This is a genomic window from Agrobacterium sp. LY4 (assembly GCF_001526585.1).
Lineage (GTDB): Bacteria > Pseudomonadota > Alphaproteobacteria > Rhizobiales > Rhizobiaceae > Agrobacterium > Agrobacterium leguminum.
Genome location: NZ_ASYA01000003.1, coordinates 50,746 through 70,790, shown reverse-complemented (window position 1 = coordinate 70,790; position 20,045 = coordinate 50,746). Strand labels below are relative to the sequence as shown.

Sequence of the window (20,045 nt, the reverse complement as noted above, 5' to 3'; positions counted from 1 at the left end):
TTGCAACAAGCGCGGCCGCCATGGTGGGTCTGAACCCAGACCGGTGGCGAGGATGACAAGCGGGGTGATCCGATGGAATCTGTCGTGGTCAGCATCAATCTGTTCGGCGCAGTGGCGCTGCTGCTTTTCGGCCTTGGGCAAATCAAGGACGGAATGTCGCGCGCCTTCGGCGCCCGGCTCCGCATCGGCCTTGCGGCCGGCACGCGGGGCGGGTTTCGTTCTTTCATCGCCGGTCTCGTGGCGACAATCGCCCTGCAGAGTTCGACCGCCACGGCGTTGATGGTCGCCTCCTTCGTCGAAAAGGACCTCATCGCGCCGGCCATGGCGCAGATCGTGTTGCTCGGGGCCAATGTCGGCACGGCGATGACCGCCTGGATTGTGGCGCTTGGGCTTGGCTGGCTGTCGCCAATGCTCATCCTTGCCGGTGTTGTCCTGTCACGCGGAAAATCGGTGCAACGGCAGGGGGGCGGTGCGGCGCTCGCCGGTGTCGGCCTGATGCTGCTTTCGCTGCATCTTCTTTCGGCTGCGACAGATCCCATAAGGCAATCGCCGGCGCTCGGTCTCTTCATCGGCATGCTCGGCAATGCCTGGCCGGTGGCGCTGATCTTCTCCGCCGTATTGGCCGCGCTCGCCTCCTCCAGTCTTGCGATTGTCGTTCTTATCCTGTCGCTTGCCGCAAGCGGCGGGGTTGAAACGAGCCTCGTGATCGTTCTGGTGCTCGGCGCCAATCTCGGCGGCGCGGTGCCGCCGGTGCTGGCGACGCTGAAAGCGCCGGTTACAGCGCGCCGGGTGGCCGTCGGCAACCTCATCGTCAGGGCAATCGGCTGTCTCGCGGCGCTGCCTCTTGCCGGATATGGCGCTGTGCTGCTGGAGATGTCGCCTTTCTCGCACGCCAATCTTGCGGTCGATGCACATCTTTTCTTCAACCTGGCCGTCGCCGCCATCGCCTGGCCGCTCTCGCCGCTGTTGCTGCGGGTAACGACGGCGCTGCTTCCGGAAAAAGAGAAAAGCGAAAGCCATCGCAGCTATCTCGACAGCCACGATCTCGATCAGCCGGTTGCCGCCCTTGCTGGCGCGAGCCGCGAGGTCCTTCTCGTCGGCGATCTGATCGAGCGCATGCTGCGGCAGGCGGGCGAAGCCATGCGTGACAGCGACGTTGCGAAACTCAATGATATCAGCGCGCTGGAAGGCCGGGTCGACCGGATACAGCACGACATTAAGGTCTATGTCTCGAAGGTGGGGCAGGACGGCTTGAGCGGGAAAGACCAGAGGCGTGCGATGGATATCGTCGAATATGCCATCAATCTCGAACATATCGGCGATATCATCGAGAAAGGCATCCGCCCGGAAATCGCCAAGAAGATCGATCTCGGACTGCGGTTTTCCGATGATGGCAAGAGCGAACTTGAGCGTCTTTTTACCGTCACTCTCGACAATATCCGCATGGCGCAATCCGTCTTCGCAACCCGCAATGCCGCGCTTGCACGCCGGCTGGTGGAGGTGAAGGAAGATGTGCGGCGCCTCGAAAAGCAGTCGTCGGAGCGCCATCTCCAGCGCCTGCGCGACGGGCGGGCTGACAGCATTCAGACCAGCTCGGTGCATCTCGACATGTTGCGCGATCTGAAACGCATCAACGCCCATATTGCCGCCGTCGCCCATCCGATCCTCGATGAAAGCGGCCTTCTTATCGAAAGCCGCATCAAGCAGGTCGGTTAGGGATATGGTAAAGCCGCATGACGGCTTATGCCCGGAACGCATTTGCTCTAGCGCGCGGTGATACGCTCGACCATGGAAACGGGTACGACCTGAAGCCGGGTTTCCGGCTCATCGCTATCGAGCGCGGTTAAAACCTTCTCGGTCAATGCGTCGAAGGATTGGGCAACGGTGGTCAGCTGGTAGCTTTTCCAGCCCGCCTGCGGAATATCGTCGAAGCCGACAATCGAGAGATCTTCCGGCACCCGGCGGCCCATTTCCAGCCGCGCGGCGTCCATGAAACCGAGCGCCAGCAGATCGGTCACGCAGAAGGCGCCGTCTATCGTCTTGTCGGATAGCAACTCGCAGCCGGCCTGATAACCGCTGTCATAGCTCGTCGGCCCGCCGGACCATGGAACGACCTCGATGCCTTCGATGGTCATGCGCTGGGTAAAGGCGGCGGCGCGGCGCAACTGTGCCGGCGTCTGGCTGCCGCTGGAAATGACTGCGACCTTTTTGCATTTCGCTTCCACAAGCCGCATGGCGGCAAGATCGGCGCCGCGAGAATCGTCGCTCAGCACCATATTTGTATCGGTGCGATCAAGACGCTGATTGATGAGAATGAGGCGTACGCCATTGGCGATGCATTCATCGACGATCGAGGCCGGCGGTTCTCCGGAGAGAACGACGATTGCCTGCGCACGGAATTCGAAGAGAAGCTCGATCAGCGGCGCAATGTCCTTGCGGGCATCCGCCGCATTTAGCAGCAGGCATTGCAGGCCACGACGCAGAAGGCCGATGCTGAGGAGATCGAGCTGCTTTGAAATGAAGGGAGAGCTGAGGTTGGCGCCGACGACCCCGATGAGATTGGAGCGGTCATTGTTGAGGCCCTGCGCCAGCCGGTTGACACGGTAGCCGAGTTCCTGCGCGGCTTTCAGTACCTTGCGCCGGACGGCCTTCGATACGCTGCCGCCGGGTGTGAAGGTGCGCGAGACGGCGGAGCGCGAAACCCCGGCCTTTTTCGCCACTTCTTCGGCCGTCACGAACCCTCTCGCCATTCAACTCCCCCGTTGCGAAATCCTATGCCTGATATCACAGGCCATATGATGTCGGCTATTCCAATTGAAATTTTTCACCCGCGCTCGGCAAGGCTGAGAAAAGGCCGCCCGCATTCCAGGAAAATGTCTCATCCGTTCCATTGTCGCCATGCAGGGAAAAAACATTTCCCACGCAAGCTCGTTCAAAAATTACAGTTTTGTGACAAAAAACCATTTTAAAACAAATAAATAAGTTAGTGATCACGTGTGCATTTTTTCATTGACAAAATGTCTTTTAAGACGGATCATGCATTCCAAGGTCAAGGAAGATATGGAATTTTTATTCTACATCAGCCTTGCCGGCGATGTTTTCGGGAGGAGCTGGATCATCGTTATTTGTGGGCTGGACGCCCGCTTGTGAAGCATTGACGCATTGCTGAAGGTCAACGCACGCGCCGCCTGTTCCGCGGGTCGCGCGAAGGCGGGTGCTTGCCGGCGTGTGGCGGCAATTGCGTGGCCATATGGGGAGAGATAATGGCTCTTTTAAGCGAATCGACGAAGGCGGAAGCGCTGGGAAGTCCCCCGGCGACCGCGCCTTCGGCATGGCAGGCCTGGCGGTATCGTCTCAAGGTCGCGCTCAGGGAACCGACGACGCTGATCGGCGTCCTGACGGCGCTGCTTTTCACCTATTTGATCGTCGTTCCGATCATTTCGATCATTCTCGACGCCGTCCGCGTCCAGTTCGGCCACGAACGGCGTCTCGGCAAGGATGTCGGCGATCTCACGCTTTATTATCTCGACAGGGCGTTTTTTTCGCCTGTCGCATCGGATCTTTTCTGGCGTCCGCTCTTCAATACGCTGACCGTGGCATTCGGGGCGATTGCGCTTTCGCTCGTCATCGGCACCGTGCTTGCCTGGCTTATCAGCCGGACGGACATGTTCGGCCGTCGCTGGTTCGCCACCGCCTTGATCGTGCCTTATATGCTGCCGGCCTGGACCTTTGCGCTTGCCTGGACGACGCTGTTTAAAAATCGCACCGTTGGCGGTCAGCCCGGCTGGTTCGAGGCGATAGGGCTCACTCCGCCGGATTGGGTGGCTTATGGGCGTTTCCCGATCACCATTATCCTTGCCTTGCACTACACGCCTTTCGTCATCCTGCTGTTCGGCTCGGCGCTTCGCCGGTTCGACTCGCAGCTTGAAGATTCCGCCCGCATTCTCGGCGCTCATCGTTATCAGGTGGCGTTGCAGGTCATCCTGCCGCTGATGCGCCCGGCGCTGCTTTCTTCCATGGTGCTGATCTTCGCGAAGTGCCTCGGCGAGTTCGGCGTGCCCTATGTTCTCGGGCTGCCCGTGAAGTTCGAGGTCCTGTCCACCTCGCTGTTCCGCAGCATTGCTTCGCGCCAGACCGGCGTTGCCGGCGTCGTTGCGGCCTCGATCATGCTCATTGGCATCATCACGCTCATGATCGATGCCCGGCTCGTTCGCGAAGCCCGCCGTTTCGTGACCATCGGTTCGAAGGGTTCGATGAACCGGCAAAGCCGCCTCGGCAAGATGCGGCTTCCGGCAACCGGCTTTGCGGCCGCCATCTTCATCCTCAGTGTCGGCCTGCCGCTTCTGACCCTGGCGCTTTCGACCGTCATGAAAATGCCGGCCCGCTTCACGTTCGACAACTTCACGCTCGACTACTGGATCGGCAGCAATCTCAACACCGTGGCTTTGCAGACCGGCGTGCTCCTGAGCCCCGATCTGTGGGCAGCCGCGAAAAACACGATGATGATCGTCGGTCTTGCCTCGCTCACATCGGGTATTCTCGGCCTGCTTGTCGGTTATGTCGTCATCCGCACGCCGGTGCGGGCCCTGTCGGTCTATCTGCGACAGGTGACGTTCCTGCCTTATCTCGTGCCCGGGATCGCTTTTGCCGCCGCCTATCTGTCGCTCTTTGCCGTTCCGCGCGGGCCGATGCCGGCGCTTTATGGCACGGTGACGATCCTCATCCTCGCGTTGATTGCCGACCAGATGCCCTATGCCTCACGCGCCGGCATTTCGGCCATGACGCAGCTTGGAAAGGATCCGGAAGAGGCGGCCCAGATCGCCGGCGCGGGCTGGTTCCGCCGCATGATCTCCATCGTCATCCCAATCCAGAAGGGATCGCTGGTGACCGGGGTTCTACTGCCCTTCATTTCGGGCATCAAAGGCTTGAGCCTCTTCGTGATCCTCGCCGTGCCAAGCACGGATGTTCTGACCACCTATTCGCTGCGGCTGGTCGACTATCACTACACGCAGGCCGCCAACGCCGTGGTGCTGATCATCGCCGCCATCGCCTATTTCGGCACGCTGTTGGCCCAGAAGCTGACCCGCACAAATCTTGCAGAAGGACTTGGAAGCTGATGCCTACCATCAACCTGCGCGGTGCGCAGAAAAACTACGGTGTGAATTCCGCAAATGCGGTTTCCGATCTCGATCTCGAAATTCGCGACGGCGAGTTCATGTGTCTGCTCGGCCCTTCCGGCTGCGGCAAGACCACGACGCTGCGGATGATCGCCGCCTTGAAAACCTCTCCGGTGGGGAAATCCGCGTCGGCGACCGGGTGATCGATTCCGTTACCGAAGGCATCTTCGTGCCGCCGGAAAAACGTGAAATGGGTCTGGTCTTCCAGAGCTATGCTTTGTGGCCGCATCTGACCATCGAGCGCAACACGGATTTCGGTCTGCGCCTGCGCAAGCTGCCGAAAGCGGAGCGCGAAGCCCGGGTGGAGCGCGTCATGCAGGCGCTCGATATCGCCAAATATCGCGACCGCTATCCGTCGCAGCTTTCCGGCGGACAGCAGCAGCGTGTGGCGCTCGCCCGCATGCTTGCGGTCAATCCGGGCGTTCTGCTTCTCGATGAGCCGCTCTCAAATCTGGATGCCCGGCTGCGGTTGGAAATGCGCGCCGAGCTGAAGCGGCTGCATAAAGAGTTCAAGACCACCATCGTCTTCGTGACACATGACCAGTGGGAAGCCATGACGCTTGCCACCACCATCGCCGTCATGAACGAGGGCACACTGCAGCAGATGGGCACGCCGAACGATATCTATGACCGTCCGGCCAATCGTTTCGTCGCCGAATTCGTAGGAAGCCCGCCGATCAACATCCTGACCTTCGGCCAGCCCGGCGTGTCGGATATAGCCGACAGCGCGGAAGCCTATTTCGCAACGCGTTATCCGCAACTGCGCGGCATCGCCTCGATCGGCATGAGGCCAGAGGCGATGGGTTACGCGATGAAGCCCGAGGATGTACCGCAGGGCAGCTTCTCCGGCGAAATGACGGTGACCGGCGTGCTACCGACCGGCGGTAGCTGGATTCTCGAACTCAGAAGCGAGAACCATACGTTGTTCCTGACCACCCATTCCCTGCCGCGTATCGACAGCGGCGACCGCGTGTTTTTCCACGTGCCGCCCGAGGCCCTGCACGCCTTTGACGTGAGGGGGCAGCGCATCACCGAGGCGGACGCCGTTCTGCGCAACAGCACCTACAACTGAAAACGCCGCCGAGACGGCTGAAGGAGAAGCAGTATGAAGCGGACAATGACGGGCCTGGGCCGGCTGTTATGCGCAACGGCGATCGCCGCAACGCTTGGCGGCGCGGCGTAGGCCGGAGAACCTTTCGACCTCAATGCCCTGATCGAGGCGGCGAAGAAGGAAAAGCCGATCACCGTCTATGACAGCACGGGCAAGATCGTCGAAATGGCGAAGAACTTCGCGGCAAAATATGGCGTCGGCGCAGAGGGCGCGAAGGTGAAGGCTTCGGCCCAGCTGGAAATGATCATCCGCGAGGCGCGCGCCAACAATATTCAGGGCGATGTCTCGATCATCAGCGATGCGCCTGCGGCGATGGCGCAGCTTATTCCGCTCGGTTTCGTCGAAAGCTGGCTACCGCCGGATATGGCCGGCAATATTCCCCCGGAATATCAGGACCCGCTTACCGTCGTCACCAGTGCCAATGTCTGGGCCTATAACAGTGAGCTTTTCGACAAATGCCCCGTTTCCAATATCTGGGAACTGACCGACCCGAAGTGGAAGGGCAAGGTAGCGATGCAGGATCCGCTGGGCAAGGCCTCCTATGTCGACTGGTTCAACCAGATGGCCAGCCACGGCGACGGCGAGGTGAAGGCGGCCTATAAGGCGCTTTACGGCAAGGACCTCGAAACCGGGGAAAAGAGCGCGACTGCGGCCTGGGTGAAGGCGCTCGCCGCCAACGCTCCGCTGCTGACCGACGCCGATGCGGCCGCTGCCGAAGCCGTTGGCGCTCCCGGCCAGAAGGAGCCCTTCATGGGCCTCATCAGCTCGGCGAAGTTCCGCGACAATGCCGAGAAGGGCATGAAACTCGGCCTCTGCAAGGAGCTGAAACCCTGGGTCGGCTGGCTCTATCCGGGTGTCGGGCTGATCACCAAGGGCACGAACAGCCCGAACGCGGCGAAGCTCTTCATTCACTACATCATGACCGCCGAAGGCATCGCACCGCAGGCGATCGACGGCAAGATGTCGACCAACAAAGAGGTGAGCCTGCCTGCGGATGAGCCGTCGGGTATCGGCGCCGTTCTCGATGACATTCTGCCCTACAGCATGGCGACCAGCCTTGAAGACTGGGATGCGCGTGAAACCTGGCAGGACTTCTGGCGTGTGAACTACAAAAAATAACGGGGGGACCATCTGGTGACGATCACTACTCAGAACAAGAATGGCAATGAGCGCAGGCGGCGCAGGACCGCCTCCGCACTTTGCCTCGGCTTTTCGCTGGCGCTCAGCGGGGCCGCTCATGCGCAGGATGCCTTCAATCTCGATGCGCTCATCGACGCCGCGAAGAAGGAAAAGCCGATCACGGTTTATGCGGTGACCGGCAAGATCGTCGATACGGCACAGGCCTTCACCGCCAAATACGGCGTGCAGGCGAGCGGCAAGAAGGTGAACGAGGCAACGCAGGTCGAGTTGATGATCCGCGAACATCGGGCGGGCAATGTCGTCGGCGATGTGAGCGTTGCAACCGATGTCGCCTCCGCCATGGGCGAGCTTTTGCCGGAAGGCATCGCCACCAGTTGGACGCCGCCGGATCTCGAAGGCGATATTCCGCAAAAGCTGCGCGATCCGCTCGTGGTCGTCTCGGACCCGCATGTCTGGACCTACAATACCGAGAAATACGACACATGCCCGGTCACCAACATCTGGCAGCTGACGGAGCCGAAGTGGAAGGGCAAGCTCGCCATGCTCGATCTCTTCGACAAGCCGCTTTATGCCGACTGGTTCAACCAGATCGAAACCCATCACGATGCAGATGTCGCCAGGGCCTATGAGGACCTTTACGGCAAGAAGCTGGAAACGGGCGAAAAAAGCGCAACGGCGGCCTGGGTGAAAGCCTTTGCCGAAAATGCGCCGCTGCTGACGGATTCGAGTTCGGTGGCGGATGCGGCCGGTGCGTCGGGGCAGGCCGATCCCTTCTTCGTCATCATTTCGGTAGCGAAGTATCGTGACAACGAGGCCAAGGGGCTGAAGCTCGGTCTTTGCAGCGGCGTAAAGCCCTTTTCCGGTTTTCTCTATCCCGGTTTCGGGCTGATTGCCGGGCAAACCAAAAGCCCGAATGCGGCGAAGCTTTTCCTGCATTACCTGATGACGGAAGAAGGCATCGCGCCGCAGACCGCTGACGGCAAGCTCTCCGGCAATATGAAAATATCCCTGCCGGCGGATGAGCCCTCGAAGGTCGCCAATCATCTCGATGAGCTGATGGCTTTCGACGCCGCAACGGCGGCCGACGACCTCGACAAGCGCGAAGGCTGGCAGGATTTCTGGCGTGTGAACTACAAAAAATAAACGGAAGGCGGGTGCGAGCCCGCCTGTCTTTTCCTTGGGAGGGGAAACGATGCGAAGAACCAATTTGAGAACCGCCTCGGCCATGGCCGCAGCTGCAGCGATTATGGGCGTTTCCGCACTGACTGCCACGGCTGAAGAGACTTTCGATCTCGATGCTGTTCTTGCGGCTGCGAAGCAGGAGAAGCCGATCAACATCTATGACAGCACCGGCAAGATCGTTGAGATGGCCGATAAATTCAGCGCCAAATACGGGCTGAAGGCGACGGGAGTGAAGGTTTCCGCCAATAGCCAGCTGGAGATGATTATCCGCGAAAGCCAGTCGAACAATGTGCAGGGCGATGTGGTGCTGATCACCGATGCGCCTTCGGCGCTCGCCCAGCTTCTGCCGGCAGGTTTCGTCGAGAATTATCTGCCGGGCGACATGGCCTCTAAAATCCCGGCGCAGTTTCAAAACCCGCTGGCCATTTCCACCAATGCCAACGTCTGGGCCTATAATACCGAAGCCTATGGCAAATGCCCGGTGACGAATATCTGGGAACTGACCGAGCCGAAATGGAAAGGCAAGGTCGCCATGGTCGATCCGCTCAGCAAGAGCACCTATACGGACTGGTTCAACCAGCTTGAAGCCCACGGCAATGAAAAGGTGGCGGCAGCCTACAAGGCCCATTTCGGCAAGGAGATGGAGGAAAAGGGTGCGGCAGCCGCCTGGATCAAGGCGCTGGCCGCGAATGGTCCGCTCGCCACCGATGGCGACGACCCGGTGGCGGAGGCGGTGGGCGCGCCGGGTCAGAAGCAGCCCTTCTTCGGCCTGCTGAGTTCGGCCAAATTTCGCGACAATGCCGACAAGGGCTACAAGCTCGGCCTCTGCACCGATCTCGATCCCTGGGTCGGCTGGACCTATATCAAGCTCGGCCTGGTGGCCTCCAAGACCAGAAGCCCGAACACCGCCAAGCTCTTTATCCATTACGTCCTGACGGAAGAGGGCATCGCCCCGCAGATGAAGGACGGCAAGCTGCCGACCAATACCGACATCAAGATGCCGGATGACGAGCCTTCGGGGCTGATGAAGGTCGCCGACCGGCTGATGGGCTACGATTCCGCCACCGGTCTCGATGATTTCGACCGCCGCGAGGAATGGCAGGATTTCTGGCGCGTCAACTATACGAAATAACCCCGGCTGGCGCGGTCCTTGCCGCGCCGCCTCCTCCTTTTTGCGAACGAACGGACTGGACATGCCGATGCAGACTTCATTGAGCGAACGGAAATCTGGAGACGAGGATGCGTTTTCCCGCTCTGTGCGGTTGATGAAGATCGCGGAAACGGCGGCGCGTGCCGTGCGCGATCCGTTGCTGGCGGCGTTTCGGTCGGATATGGCGGTGGATTACAAGGTCGATCTCCACGATATCGTGACCATCCATGACAAGCGCGCCGAGGCTGCCATCCGCGCCGTCATTCTCGAACGGGAGCCCAATTCGGCGATCATGGGCGAGGAGGGCGGCCAGATCGGTAGCGGTGAGGTGCAATGGTATGTCGACCCCATCGACGGCACGGCAAATTTCGCCCGAGGTCTTGCTTTCTGGTGCGTGTCCATCGCTGCCGTCATCGATGGAGAAGCCGTCGCCGGCGCGGTTTACGATCCCGTGGCGGACCAGATGTTTTCCGCCGATCTCAAAACCTCCTATCTTGATGGCGAAAGGCTGCATTCCCGCAGCGTTGCAGATGAGACGCGGGCGACGCTCATCACCGGCTATCCCGTCTCGCGCGATTTCCGGCTGGATGGGCGGGAAGCGGCGCTCGCCAATTTCGGCACTCTCGCCGAGACCTTTTCGACATTGCGCCGACCCGGCAGCGCTGCGCTCAGCATTGCCCATGTCGCGGCCGGCTGGACGGATGCGGCCGCCGGTTTCGGCGTCAATGCCTGGGATGTGGCAGCCGCCATTCTCATTCTCAAAAACGCCGGCGGAACCTATGAGCCGCTGACCCTCGGAAAGGTGGCGGAAGGTTCCGCCGATTTCCTTTGCCCGGGCTATATCGCCACGGGTGAGGGGGCCAGCTATCCGACATTGCAGCGGGTGGCGCGATTCATATCCGAAAGCCGCATCGCCAATGCGGCGATGCAACTGAACCAGTCGGCCGCGAAGGCCTGAAGACGCAATAGATGACGGCGGCCGTATAGACGCCGATGGAGACATGACATGCCGCAATCGCAACCGACCCCATTCCGAGAGCAGGAAACAGGAGAGCTGCCGAAGCTCAGCCGCATCTATGAGCAGCATCCGCTTTACGGCGTCGATCTCTTCATTTCCGGCAAGGAGGGGGCGAGCGACCTCAATCTTCTACGCCAGAACGGCATTACCACCGTCGTCAATTGCGCCGTCAATCTGGATTTCAATTTCGTGGAGCAGTCACAGGTCGTTTCCGACCACGAAGGCAGCGTCTATGGGCCGGGCGAAATCCGCTACTACAAGATCGGCCTGATCGACGGGAGTGGAAATCCCGATACCCAGATGGTTGCGGCCCATTATATCCTGCGAGCGGCGCTGGAGCAGATATTGCCCGACAAGCCCTCCTATCCCCGGCGGGAGCGTGGCAACGTGCTCATCAATTGCCGGGGCGGACGTTCGCGTTCCGTCGCCGTCGTTGCGCTTTTCCTGCATCTCACGCTGCCAACGGAGTTTCCGACGCTGGATGACGCCATCGGCTTCGTTCGCCTGAAACGCGAATTGCCGGAGAACGAATGGTACAAGGCGCCGAAACCCGTGCTTGCGGATGCTGCCCGCCGGGCCGCCGGCTGGATTGCCATGATCGACGCCGCGCATTGAAAGGCGGAAGACTGTCTGGTCAGTTTTGCGGTTCCAGCGCGCTTGCAGCGGCCTCGGCACGCGCGGCGGCCTCCTTTGCCTCCCGCTCGGCGCGGGAGGCCGCTTCCGGGTTGCTCGAACCGTCATAGCCTCCAATGGCGCGTTCCCCGATGGCGATGTGGACATCCTTGAGCTGGATGATGACAAGACCGATGAGGATGGCCGCGCCGATAAGGAACGCTGTTTTCCCGTTCATGGTCATTCGACTCCACGCTTCGTGTTTGCCGGCGGAGGAAACAGCCGGCAAAACCGCCGCTCAGCGGGTCAGGAGGCCGACGCCTGTTTCCGCATCGAACAAATGCATATCGGACGGGTCGATGTCGAGGCCGATCGTTTCACCGGCCTTGACTGCGCTGCGTCCCTGCACCGCGATGACCAGTTCGGTGGAGGTTCCCGTGGTGAGGAAGGTCGCCGAACCGGTCGTTTCCACGGCGGAAACCGGCAGCGCCAATGTCGCTCCGGCTGCTGCGGCCGGCCGGATATGTTCCGGCCTGATACCGACGATCACATCTTTGCCCGGCGGCAGGGAGGCCGGATTCCCGATCGATTGCTGCGGTTCGCCTTCGCCGAAGCTGAGCTGAAGGGACGCGCCATCCGGGCTGACGGTCGCCGGAATGAAATTCATGGCCGGCGAGCCGATGAAGCCCGCAACGAAACGATTGACCGGGCGGTCGTATAGTTCCAGCGGTGTGCCCTGCTGTTCGATCACGCCGTCGCGCATGACGACGACATGATCGGCCATGGTCATCGCTTCGATCTGGTCATGCGTGACGTAGACCGAAGTGGCATGCAGGCGATCGTGCAGCGCGCGGATTTCCTTGCGCATGTGGACGCGCAGCGCCGCATCGAGATTGGAAAGCGGCTCATCGAACAGAAAGGCCTGCGGGTTGCGGATGATCGCCCGGCTCATGGCCACGCGCTGGCGCTGGCCGCCGGAGAGTTCGCGGGGATAACGCTTCATCAGCTTTGAAAGACCTGTTGTGGCGGCGACTTCTTCCGCCGCCTTGCGGGCCTCGGCCTTCGCCACGCCGCGCATACGCAGCGAATAGGTGAGATTTTCCTCCACGGTCATATGCGGGTAGAGCGCATAGGACTGGAACACCATGGCCACATCGCGCTTGCGCGGCGGCACGCCGTTCATGAGCGTGCCGGCAATGCGCATGTCGCCGGCCGATATGGTTTCCAGCCCGGCCAGCGAGCGCAGAAGCGTGGATTTGCCGCAGCCCGACGGGCCGACAAGCGCGACGAAGGTGCCCTTCTCGATGGAAAGGTTGATGTTCTTCAGCGCATGGAAGGCGCCGTAATATTTGTTGACGCCGGAAAGTTCGATCTGAAGGGTCATTTGAGCGCTCCTGAGGTCAGGCCGGAAACGATGCGGCGCTGCAAGAGAATGAAGAGGGCGAGAATAGGCGTCACATACATGGTCGCATAGGCCATGATGTTGTTCCATTCGCTGGTATTGGGGCCCATGAAGGAATTGAGGCCGACGCTCGCCGGCTGTAGTTCGGCCGCCTGGATCACCGATTTCGAATAGACGAATTCGCCGAAGGCCTGCATGAAGATGAGGATGGCGCTGACGAGAATGCCGTTTCTGGCAAGCGGCAACACGATGTTGAAGAAGGCGCCGACCCGGGAATTACCGTCCACCAGCGCCGCCTCTTCCAGCTCCTGCGGCACGGCCATGAAGGTGGCGCGCACAAGCACCACGAAGAAGGGCATGCTTTTCGCCGCAATGGCGAGGATGACCGACAGGCGCGGATAATCGAGAAGCCCGAATTGCGAGAAACCGACGAAGATCGGCGTGATCATCAGCGATGCCGGCAGAACCTGCAGCATGAGGATGAGGAACAGGCCGATATCCACCCAGACATTGCGATAGCGCGCCAGCACATAGGCGCAGCCGACGCCGAGAATGGTGATCAGCAGCACTGCGCTCGAAGCGATCAGCACTGAATTCCACAGGTATCTGCCCATGTTGCGGCTGTTCCAGACATAGGCATAGGTCTGCCATTGCGGGTCCGTGGGCCAGAAGGCGGGCGGATTGGCGAACATTTCCGAGCCGCTTTTGAGTGAGGTCAGATACATCCAGTAAAGCGGGAAAAGGTAGATGATGGCGAGCACGATGGCGATGGCCAGCATCAGGCGGTTGCGGGTCGTGATGCTCATCCGCGCACCTCATGCCGTGTGGAGCGCACATAAACGATGGAGGCCAGCATGACGAAAACGATCATGATGACGGAGATCGTAGCGCCCTTGCCGAAATCATATTGCCGGAACGACAGGTCCCAGGCCCAATATTGCGCCACGTTGGAGCTGTTGTTCGGTCCGCCATCGGTGATGGCGGCGAAAAGATCGAACTGCTGCAGCGTGAAGATCAGCCCGAGCGAAACGATTGCACCAATGGTGGAGCGCATCATCGGCAGGGTGATGGTGTAGAAGCGCTGCCAGGCGTTGGCGCCGTCCAGCTCCGCGGCCTCATAGAGATCGCCGGGAATGGAGGCGAGACCGACGGAAAGCAGGATCATGTTGAAGGAGGTGCCGAGCCAGATATTGGCGATGACGACGGCCCAGAGCGAAAAATTCGCATCCGAACGCCAGAAGATATTGCCCGATATCAGGCCGCTTTCCCGCAGGAAGAAATTCAACACGCCGAAATCGCCCGAGAGGATCCAGTTCCAGATTGCGCCCACGACGAGGCCGGGCATGACCCAGGACACGAGGAAAAGGCCGCGCAGCCAGGTGGCGCCGGGAAAATTGACCCAGAAGAACAGCGCCAGACCGAAGCCGATGGCGAATTGCCCGGCAATCGAGGCTACGACAAAGGTGACGGTGTTGAAAAGGATCGGCAATGTTTCCGGCTGCCGGAACAGGTCGATATAATTCTTGAAGCCGACGAAGGGGCGCACGAAGGTGCCCAGGCTGAACATGTCGACTTCCTGAAAGCTCATGACGATGTTGTAGATGAGCGGCAGCCCCGCCATGACGAACAGGAAGCCCAAAGGAAAGGCGACAAGGACGATATCGAAACCGCGACCGTCACTGAGGCTGGAAAACAATTTTTTCATGAAACATCCTCGCAAGCTCCAGTCGGGGCCGCCGCCGCTTGTCGCGACAGGCAGCCCCACCGGGAGGAACCCCTTGGGTGGAGGCCGGAGAAACCCGGCCGTTCGCCCGGATCAGCCTTCGACCAGCTTTATCTTTTCAGCAGCCTGGTCGAGCGCGGCTTTCGGCGTCATCTGCCCCGAAAGCGCACCCTGAATGGCATCCTGAATCGCCTTGGAAATCTTAGGCCATTCGGGCGAGGGGCCACGCGGCTGCGCATATTTCAGCTGTTCCACGAAGGTCTTCAGCGCCTCATCCTTCAGCGCATTGCCGGTGGGCGGAACCGGAATATCCGAGCGCGCCGGCAACTGGCCGAAGTTCTTGAACATATCCTTGTCCTTCGAGGCGAAGAACTCGATTGCCTTGAAGGCCTCTTCCGGATGTTTCGTCTTGGAGAAGATCGCCCAGTTATAGTCGCCCATGGCCGAAGACCGCGGGGCGTCGGGCGTGGGCACCGGCAGCAAAGCGACACCCCAGTCGAACTTGGCGTCCTTCAGCATGCGGTCGATTTCCCATGGACCGGAAATGACCATGGCGGCGTTGCCGGCGTTGAAGGTGGCGGTGGAGTCCCACTGGCTGCGCGTCAGCGTATCCGGCGATGCCAGCTTTTCATCCAGCATCAGCTTCCACGTTTCGAGCGCCTTTACCGCACCCTCGGTATTGATGTTCTTGTAGGTCGCGCCCGCCATCTGCGCCCAGGGCAGGAACTGGAAGGTGCCTTCTTCATTCGCCTTGGCGCTGAAGCTGATGCCATAGATGTTTTTCGAGGGATTGGTCAGCTTGCGGGCCGCTTCCACCAGCTGGTCCCAGGTCTGCGGCGGTTTTGCCGCATCGAGCCCTGCGGCCTTGAACAGGTCCTTGTTGTAATAAAGCGCAATCGTGTTCGTGGCCTTCGGCACGCCGAAATATTTGCCGTCCCACATTACTGATTTCAGCGGTCCCGGAAAATAATTCTCCGTTTTGATGACATCCGACTTGGCGATCATGTCGGTCACGTCAAGAAAGGCGCCGCGTGCGGCGAACATGGCGTGGTTGGGGTTGTCGATGGCGATGATGTCGGGCGCATTGCCGGTGGAATAGGCGCGCATGGATTCGCTCACCACATCATCGAACTGCAATTGCCGGTATTCGATCTTGATGCCGTTATTGAGCGCGTTGAACTCCTTGATGAGGTTCGGCGCGGGCTGGATATCTCGATCCAGCGACCAGAGGGTCAACGTCACATCTTCTGCCTGCGCCGCAATAGCGCCGGCGGACACGCCCGCCAGCAAAAATGCGCCGGCCATCATGCATTTCGCGATACCCATAATCTCCTCCTCTTGGTTATCGTCTCTGCAATTTTCGAAAACCTTCTCCCAAAAGGTTTCCGTTATGTCGGATCGACGACGAAATCGCCGCCGCGGCATTTCTTCAGATAGTTGAGACCATGCACCTGGCCCGTCATTTCCAGCGCGTCGCGATAGACGGGGTCATGCCAGCCTTCGATGTCGATGGAGCCGGACCAGCCGGCGAGGCGCAGTTCGGAAATAATGTCCGTCCAGTTGCTGTCGCCGAAGCCCGGCGTGCGCATGAAGACAAATTTTTCCTTGCCGAAAATGCCGTGCTCGCGAATGACATCCCAGCGGATGGTCGCGTCCTTGCCGTGCACATGAAAAATCTTGTCCGCCCATTTGCGGATCTGCGGCAGCGGGTCGATCAGATAGACCATCTGATGGCAGGGTTCCCATTCGATGCCGATATGCTCGTCCGGCGTTTCGTTGAAGATCAGTTCCCATGCGTCGGGATTGTGCGCGATGTTCCAGTCGCCGGTCTGCCAGTTGCCATCCATGGCGCAGTTTTCAAAGGCGATCTTCATGCCCTTGTCGGCGGCGCGTTTTGCAAGCTCGCTCCAGATTTGCCTGTATCGGGGAAGGCTTTCCGGCAGCGGCCTGCCGCGCAACCGGCCGGTAAACCCCGCAACGCAGGTCGCGCCGAAATGGTGGGCATTGTCGATGCAGTCTTTCCAGCCCTGCAATGTCTCAAGGTCGATGTCGGTTTCCTCCAGCGGATTGCCGAACATGCCGAGCGTGCTGATGGTGATGTCGCGCTCACCGATCGCCTCGCGGCAGCGCTTGCCGAGTTCGGCAAGGTCCTGACCGTTGGTCGTCTGCCAGAAGAACGGCTCGAAGCTTTCAAAGCCGAGATCGGCGATCTGGCCGATGCGTTCGGCCGCCTGTCCCTTGGTGGCGCTGACCATGGTGCCGATGCGGATGGATGTTGCCGGATTGCTCACGTCTTTCAGTCCTTATGCTGCAATGGAAACACGCTGGCCGAGGCGGGCGCTTTCAATCGCGCCGATCACCATGGCAAGGCTGTTGATGTTGTCGAAGGAGGCTGTTTCCGGCATCTCACCCGTGCGGATGGATTGAAGGAACGAGAGAATGACGCTGGCATGGCCGCGCGTGTCCTTCTCGGAAATGGCTTCGGAAACGTTTACGGTCCTAAAGCCACGCAGAAGCCCCTGTTCGTCGCCGGCCACCGAGGCGGAGAAATTGTCTTCCCCGTCCCAGAGGATCATGCCCTTGGAGCCGATAAGCCGCCAGCGTGCTTCCCAGCTGGTCCGCTCGCCTTCGGCGCACCAGGAGCCGCGATAGGTAAAGACGACATCATTCGAGAATTCGAAAATGGCGTTGGCGCTTGCGCCATGGGCATACCATGAGCCGGCCGGGTTCTTTTCCACGCAGAAGACGGAGAGGGGTTTTTCATTGGCGACGAAACGGGCCGCATCGAAGGTATGGATCGCCATGTCGAGAAGCAGGACGTTCTTCATCTCCTCGCGGAAGCCGCCGAAATGCGGCCCAAGGAAGAAATCGCAATGGATGGCCGTCAAATCGCCGATGACGCCGTCTTCCAGTGCGCGGCGCAGCCGCCGGATACCCGCCACAAATCGTCGGTTTTGCACCACGGCATGAATTTTTCCGGCTTTTTTCGCCAGTTCAACCAGCGTGCCGGCTTCTTCCATCGAGGCAGCAAGCGGCTTTTCGCTGAGCACATGGCACCCGGCCTCGAGACCGGCCTCAACCACGGCGAAGCGCGCCTGCGGGATGACGATATCAAAAAGGATGTCGGCTTTCGTTTTAGCGAGAACCTCGCGCAGATCCATGCCGATGACCGCGTCGGTGAGGGCGAATTCTTCGGCAAGCGCGCGGGCCGTGTTCTCGTTCAGGTCGACCAGCCCGGCGATCCTGATCGCGCCGGCGATTTCCGGCGTGGATTGAATGGCACGCAACCAGCCTTTGGCCATGGCTCCGCACCCGCATAAAACGGCATTGAATGTCATCTCATCTCCCCGGACTCTTTCGCAAACTCCTCTTTGCGCAGAGCGCCGTAAACGTTTACGAGACTATGCCGATGATGTTAGATATGTCAAGACCGTTAAGGGGCGCGTCGATTGCGCGCCGGGCCTGGGAGGGGAGTGCATGAAAGGAATTCGTCAGCTTGCCGATTATCTCGAGATATCGATAGGCACTGTTTCCCGTGCCCTGAACGGCAAGCCGGATGTGAACGAAGAGACGCGGCGGCGTGTTCTCGAAGCGGCGGAAAAGCTGGGTTATGTCGCCAACCAGTCCGGTCGTAGCCTCAGGCAGGGAACCACCAATGTCATCGGCCTGATGACCGGCAGCGACGCGCAGACCGTGGAGAACTCCGACAACTTCTTCCTCGGTGTGACGGACGGTCTGCAAAGCGTGTTTTCCGGACATAATCTCGATCTCATCGTTCTGCCCTGTCCGGGGGAAGAGGATCCGGATGAATATCTGAAGCGCATGGTGGCGCGCCGCATGGTGGATGCGATGATCATTTCCGCGACGCGACGGATCGACAAACGTGTGGATTTCCTGAAGCAGACCAGGCTGCCTTTCGTAGCGCTCGGACGCACCGCTTCCAGCGACACTCACGCCTGGATCGACCTCGATTTCGAGGGCGTCGCGAAAAATGCGGTCGACCGCCTTGCCGCTGCCGGTCATCGTTCGATTGCGGTGGCGGTGCCCGACAGCGATATCAATCTCGGTTACGTTTTTCTCGAAGGATACAGGCGCGCGCTGGAAGACAATGGCATCGCCTACGATTCCTCGCTGGTCATCCGTGCGAAATCGAGCGAGCAGGGCGGTTATCATGCCGCCAGCGAGTGGCTGCAGATGCGGCCCCGGCCAACGGCGATCGTGCTGATCTACGAATTGATGGCGGTCGGTCTTTATCGCCGGCTTGCGGAAGTGGGGCTGAAACCGGGGCGCGATCTCGCCGTCATCGGCTTCCGCGATGGCCCGCGCGGCCAGTTTCTGGAACCGCGGCTGACCAGTTTCCGCATGTCCCTGCATGATCTCGGCGTGACGGTGGCCCAGACGCTGCTATCGACCATGCCGGCCTACGCGCCCTTTTACCCCGATCAGGCCCGCCATTGCGTGTGGCCGATGCTTCTGGTGGCCGGCGAGAGCGATCCCGCCCCATAAGGCCGCAGGCGGGCGTTAAAGCTTGAGGCCATCAATGCTCACGACGCCGAAAGGATTGAATTTATATTCGTCTTCCTCATAGCGTTTGTCGTCTGAGAGGGAGGCGCCACGGCCCTTCAGGGTGGCTTCAACGCCTTCACGCGCCATTTGCTCGGCGATATCGTCTATCAACGCGGCTATCTTCAGCTGTTCGGCGTTGGTAGACGGTTGATCCCCGTCTTTTTTGGTGAAGCGCACCTGCACATCGGGCAAGCCGATCAGGTGAAACCCAACGCTCGTCATGCCTTCGGCATCGTCTCCTATGGGGCGGCGTGAGAAAGCCAGACGGCAGGTTCTGGCAAGCGCCATCCCGTCATCGGCGGCCGCTTCGCCACGCGACTGCTCGTAAAGCTGCTTCCAGCGCCTTGCGCCATGGGCGACGCCCGCACTTTCACCCTTCACGGCGACAGCGCCGTGATCGAGCATGTGCTGTACGAATCTGAGGGCCTTTGCGGATGTCTTCACGGCCGTTTCGGCATCCATGGACGGGCCGAGCACATAAAGAACCGAGCCGTGCGCAGCGACGGCTGCCTCATCCTCTGGCTCGTATGTATCGGGGTCGACGCGATCCCAACAGACATTGAACGAGCGTTCCATCCGGTCGTCCGGCTCATCCTGTGAATAGTCTTCATCCAGGCTGAAATCCGGCGCAAAATCATCGACTGCGGCGCTTGCGCTCTTCTGGAGCGCCGCCAGGCCATTTTCCGCGCCGAGAAAACAAAGGACATGTCGTGGCTTGTAACTGGAGCGGGATGCGGCAAAGGCTGGGGGCTGGCTCGATGCCGCGCTGAGAGACGGCCTTGCCAGCACGAGGCCGCCGAGAAATGCGAGTACTCCACGACGCTCTGAATTCATCCGACACCCCCGGCTTCCATCAACAGGATGACAGGGTTTTACACCGGTGCGTGTAATTCAGGCCAGATGATGTTCGATATTTTTTGGTACTGCGGTTCCGGGACCCGTCTCATGCCGGGCGGCATCCAGC

16 protein-coding genes and 2 pseudogenes are annotated in these 20,045 nt (G+C 60.1%); 9 read left to right on the top strand and 9 right to left on the bottom strand.

Going from position 1 to position 20,045, the window contains the following annotated elements:
• Nucleotides 1-72 precede the first annotated feature (72 nt).
• The gene (locus L904_RS05565; RefSeq protein ID WP_020811114.1) at nt 73-1,716 is read left to right on the top strand and encodes a Na/Pi cotransporter family protein; all 1,644 of its coding nucleotides are present in this window, start codon (nt 73-75) and stop codon (nt 1,714-1,716) included.
• A gap of 47 nt (nt 1,717-1,763) precedes the next feature.
• Here L904_RS05565 and L904_RS05560 read toward each other — a convergent pair whose 3' ends face one another.
• A complete protein-coding gene (locus L904_RS05560) occupies nt 1,764-2,750 on the bottom strand; it encodes a LacI family DNA-binding transcriptional regulator (RefSeq protein ID WP_020811113.1) in 987 nt (328 codons plus the stop codon).
• Nucleotides 2,751-3,263: 513 nt separating this feature from the next.
• On the opposite strand from L904_RS05560, the gene L904_RS05555 reads away from it, so the two are divergent.
• The 7 genes and pseudogenes from L904_RS05555 (at nt 3,264) to L904_RS05525 (ending at nt 11,393) form a co-directional block, all read left to right on the top strand.
• Entirely contained in the window at nt 3,264-5,117 is a 1,854-nt protein-coding gene (locus tag L904_RS05555; protein ID WP_020811110.1) for an iron ABC transporter permease, read from the top strand.
• Nucleotides 5,117-6,249: pseudogene (locus tag L904_RS28515) on the top strand (ABC transporter ATP-binding protein). The gene L904_RS05555 and the pseudogene L904_RS28515 overlap by 1 nt, the downstream one beginning before the upstream one ends.
• 33 nt (nt 6,250-6,282) lie before the next feature.
• Nucleotides 6,283-7,407: pseudogene (locus tag L904_RS05545) on the top strand (ABC transporter substrate-binding protein).
• A 15-nt stretch (nt 7,408-7,422) separates the two neighbouring features.
• Nucleotides 7,423-8,571, top strand: coding sequence for an ABC transporter substrate-binding protein (locus L904_RS05540; protein ID WP_020811107.1), 1,149 nt, complete (start codon nt 7,423-7,425; stop codon nt 8,569-8,571).
• Nucleotides 8,572-8,620: 49 nt separating this feature from the next.
• Nucleotides 8,621-9,742, top strand: a complete 1,122-nt coding sequence (locus L904_RS05535; RefSeq protein ID WP_020811106.1) for an ABC transporter substrate-binding protein — start codon at nt 8,621-8,623, stop codon at nt 9,740-9,742.
• 61 nt (nt 9,743-9,803) lie between these two features.
• On the top strand, nt 9,804-10,718 hold the full coding sequence (locus L904_RS05530) for an inositol monophosphatase family protein (RefSeq protein ID WP_031234049.1): 915 nt from the start codon (nt 9,804-9,806) through the stop codon (nt 10,716-10,718).
• A gap of 48 nt (nt 10,719-10,766) precedes the next feature.
• Entirely contained in the window at nt 10,767-11,393 is a 627-nt protein-coding gene (locus L904_RS05525; protein WP_020811105.1) for a dual specificity protein phosphatase, read from the top strand.
• 19 nt (nt 11,394-11,412) lie between these two features.
• Here L904_RS05525 and L904_RS05520 read toward each other — a convergent pair whose 3' ends face one another.
• From L904_RS05520 to L904_RS05490, 7 genes are all read right to left on the bottom strand, one after another.
• Entirely contained in the window at nt 11,413-11,628 is a 216-nt protein-coding gene (locus L904_RS05520) for a hypothetical protein (protein WP_245285023.1), read from the bottom strand.
• A 60-nt stretch (nt 11,629-11,688) separates the two neighbouring features.
• Nucleotides 11,689-12,774, bottom strand: coding sequence for an ABC transporter ATP-binding protein (locus L904_RS05515; protein WP_020811103.1), 1,086 nt, complete (start codon nt 12,772-12,774; stop codon nt 11,689-11,691).
• Nucleotides 12,771-13,598, bottom strand: coding sequence for a carbohydrate ABC transporter permease (locus L904_RS05510; RefSeq protein WP_020811102.1), 828 nt, complete (start codon nt 13,596-13,598; stop codon nt 12,771-12,773). The genes L904_RS05515 and L904_RS05510 overlap by 4 nt, the downstream gene beginning before the upstream one ends.
• Nucleotides 13,595-14,497 (bottom strand): carbohydrate ABC transporter permease, encoded by a 903-nt coding sequence (locus tag L904_RS05505; RefSeq protein ID WP_020811101.1) that lies wholly within the window; start codon nt 14,495-14,497, stop codon nt 13,595-13,597. The genes L904_RS05510 and L904_RS05505 overlap by 4 nt, the downstream gene beginning before the upstream one ends.
• Nucleotides 14,498-14,608: 111 nt before the next feature.
• On the bottom strand, nt 14,609-15,841 hold the full coding sequence (locus tag L904_RS05500; protein WP_020811100.1) for a sugar ABC transporter substrate-binding protein: 1,233 nt from the start codon (nt 15,839-15,841) through the stop codon (nt 14,609-14,611).
• 62 nt (nt 15,842-15,903) lie between these two features.
• Nucleotides 15,904-16,806, bottom strand: a complete 903-nt coding sequence (locus tag L904_RS05495; protein WP_020811099.1) for a sugar phosphate isomerase/epimerase — start codon at nt 16,804-16,806, stop codon at nt 15,904-15,906.
• 12 nt (nt 16,807-16,818) lie between these two features.
• Entirely contained in the window at nt 16,819-17,853 is a 1,035-nt protein-coding gene (locus tag L904_RS05490) for a Gfo/Idh/MocA family protein (RefSeq protein ID WP_020811098.1), read from the bottom strand.
• A 139-nt stretch (nt 17,854-17,992) separates the two neighbouring features.
• On the opposite strand from L904_RS05490, the gene L904_RS05485 reads away from it, so the two are divergent.
• Nucleotides 17,993-19,021 carry a LacI family DNA-binding transcriptional regulator gene (locus L904_RS05485; protein ID WP_031234048.1) on the top strand — a complete coding sequence of 343 codons (1,029 nt, stop codon included), beginning with the start codon at nt 17,993-17,995 and terminating at the stop codon, nt 19,019-19,021.
• A gap of 15 nt (nt 19,022-19,036) precedes the next feature.
• Here L904_RS05485 and L904_RS05480 read toward each other — a convergent pair whose 3' ends face one another.
• Nucleotides 19,037-19,915 (bottom strand): hypothetical protein, encoded by an 879-nt coding sequence (locus L904_RS05480; RefSeq protein ID WP_020811097.1) that lies wholly within the window; start codon nt 19,913-19,915, stop codon nt 19,037-19,039.
• Nucleotides 19,916-20,045: the final 130 nt, after the last annotated feature.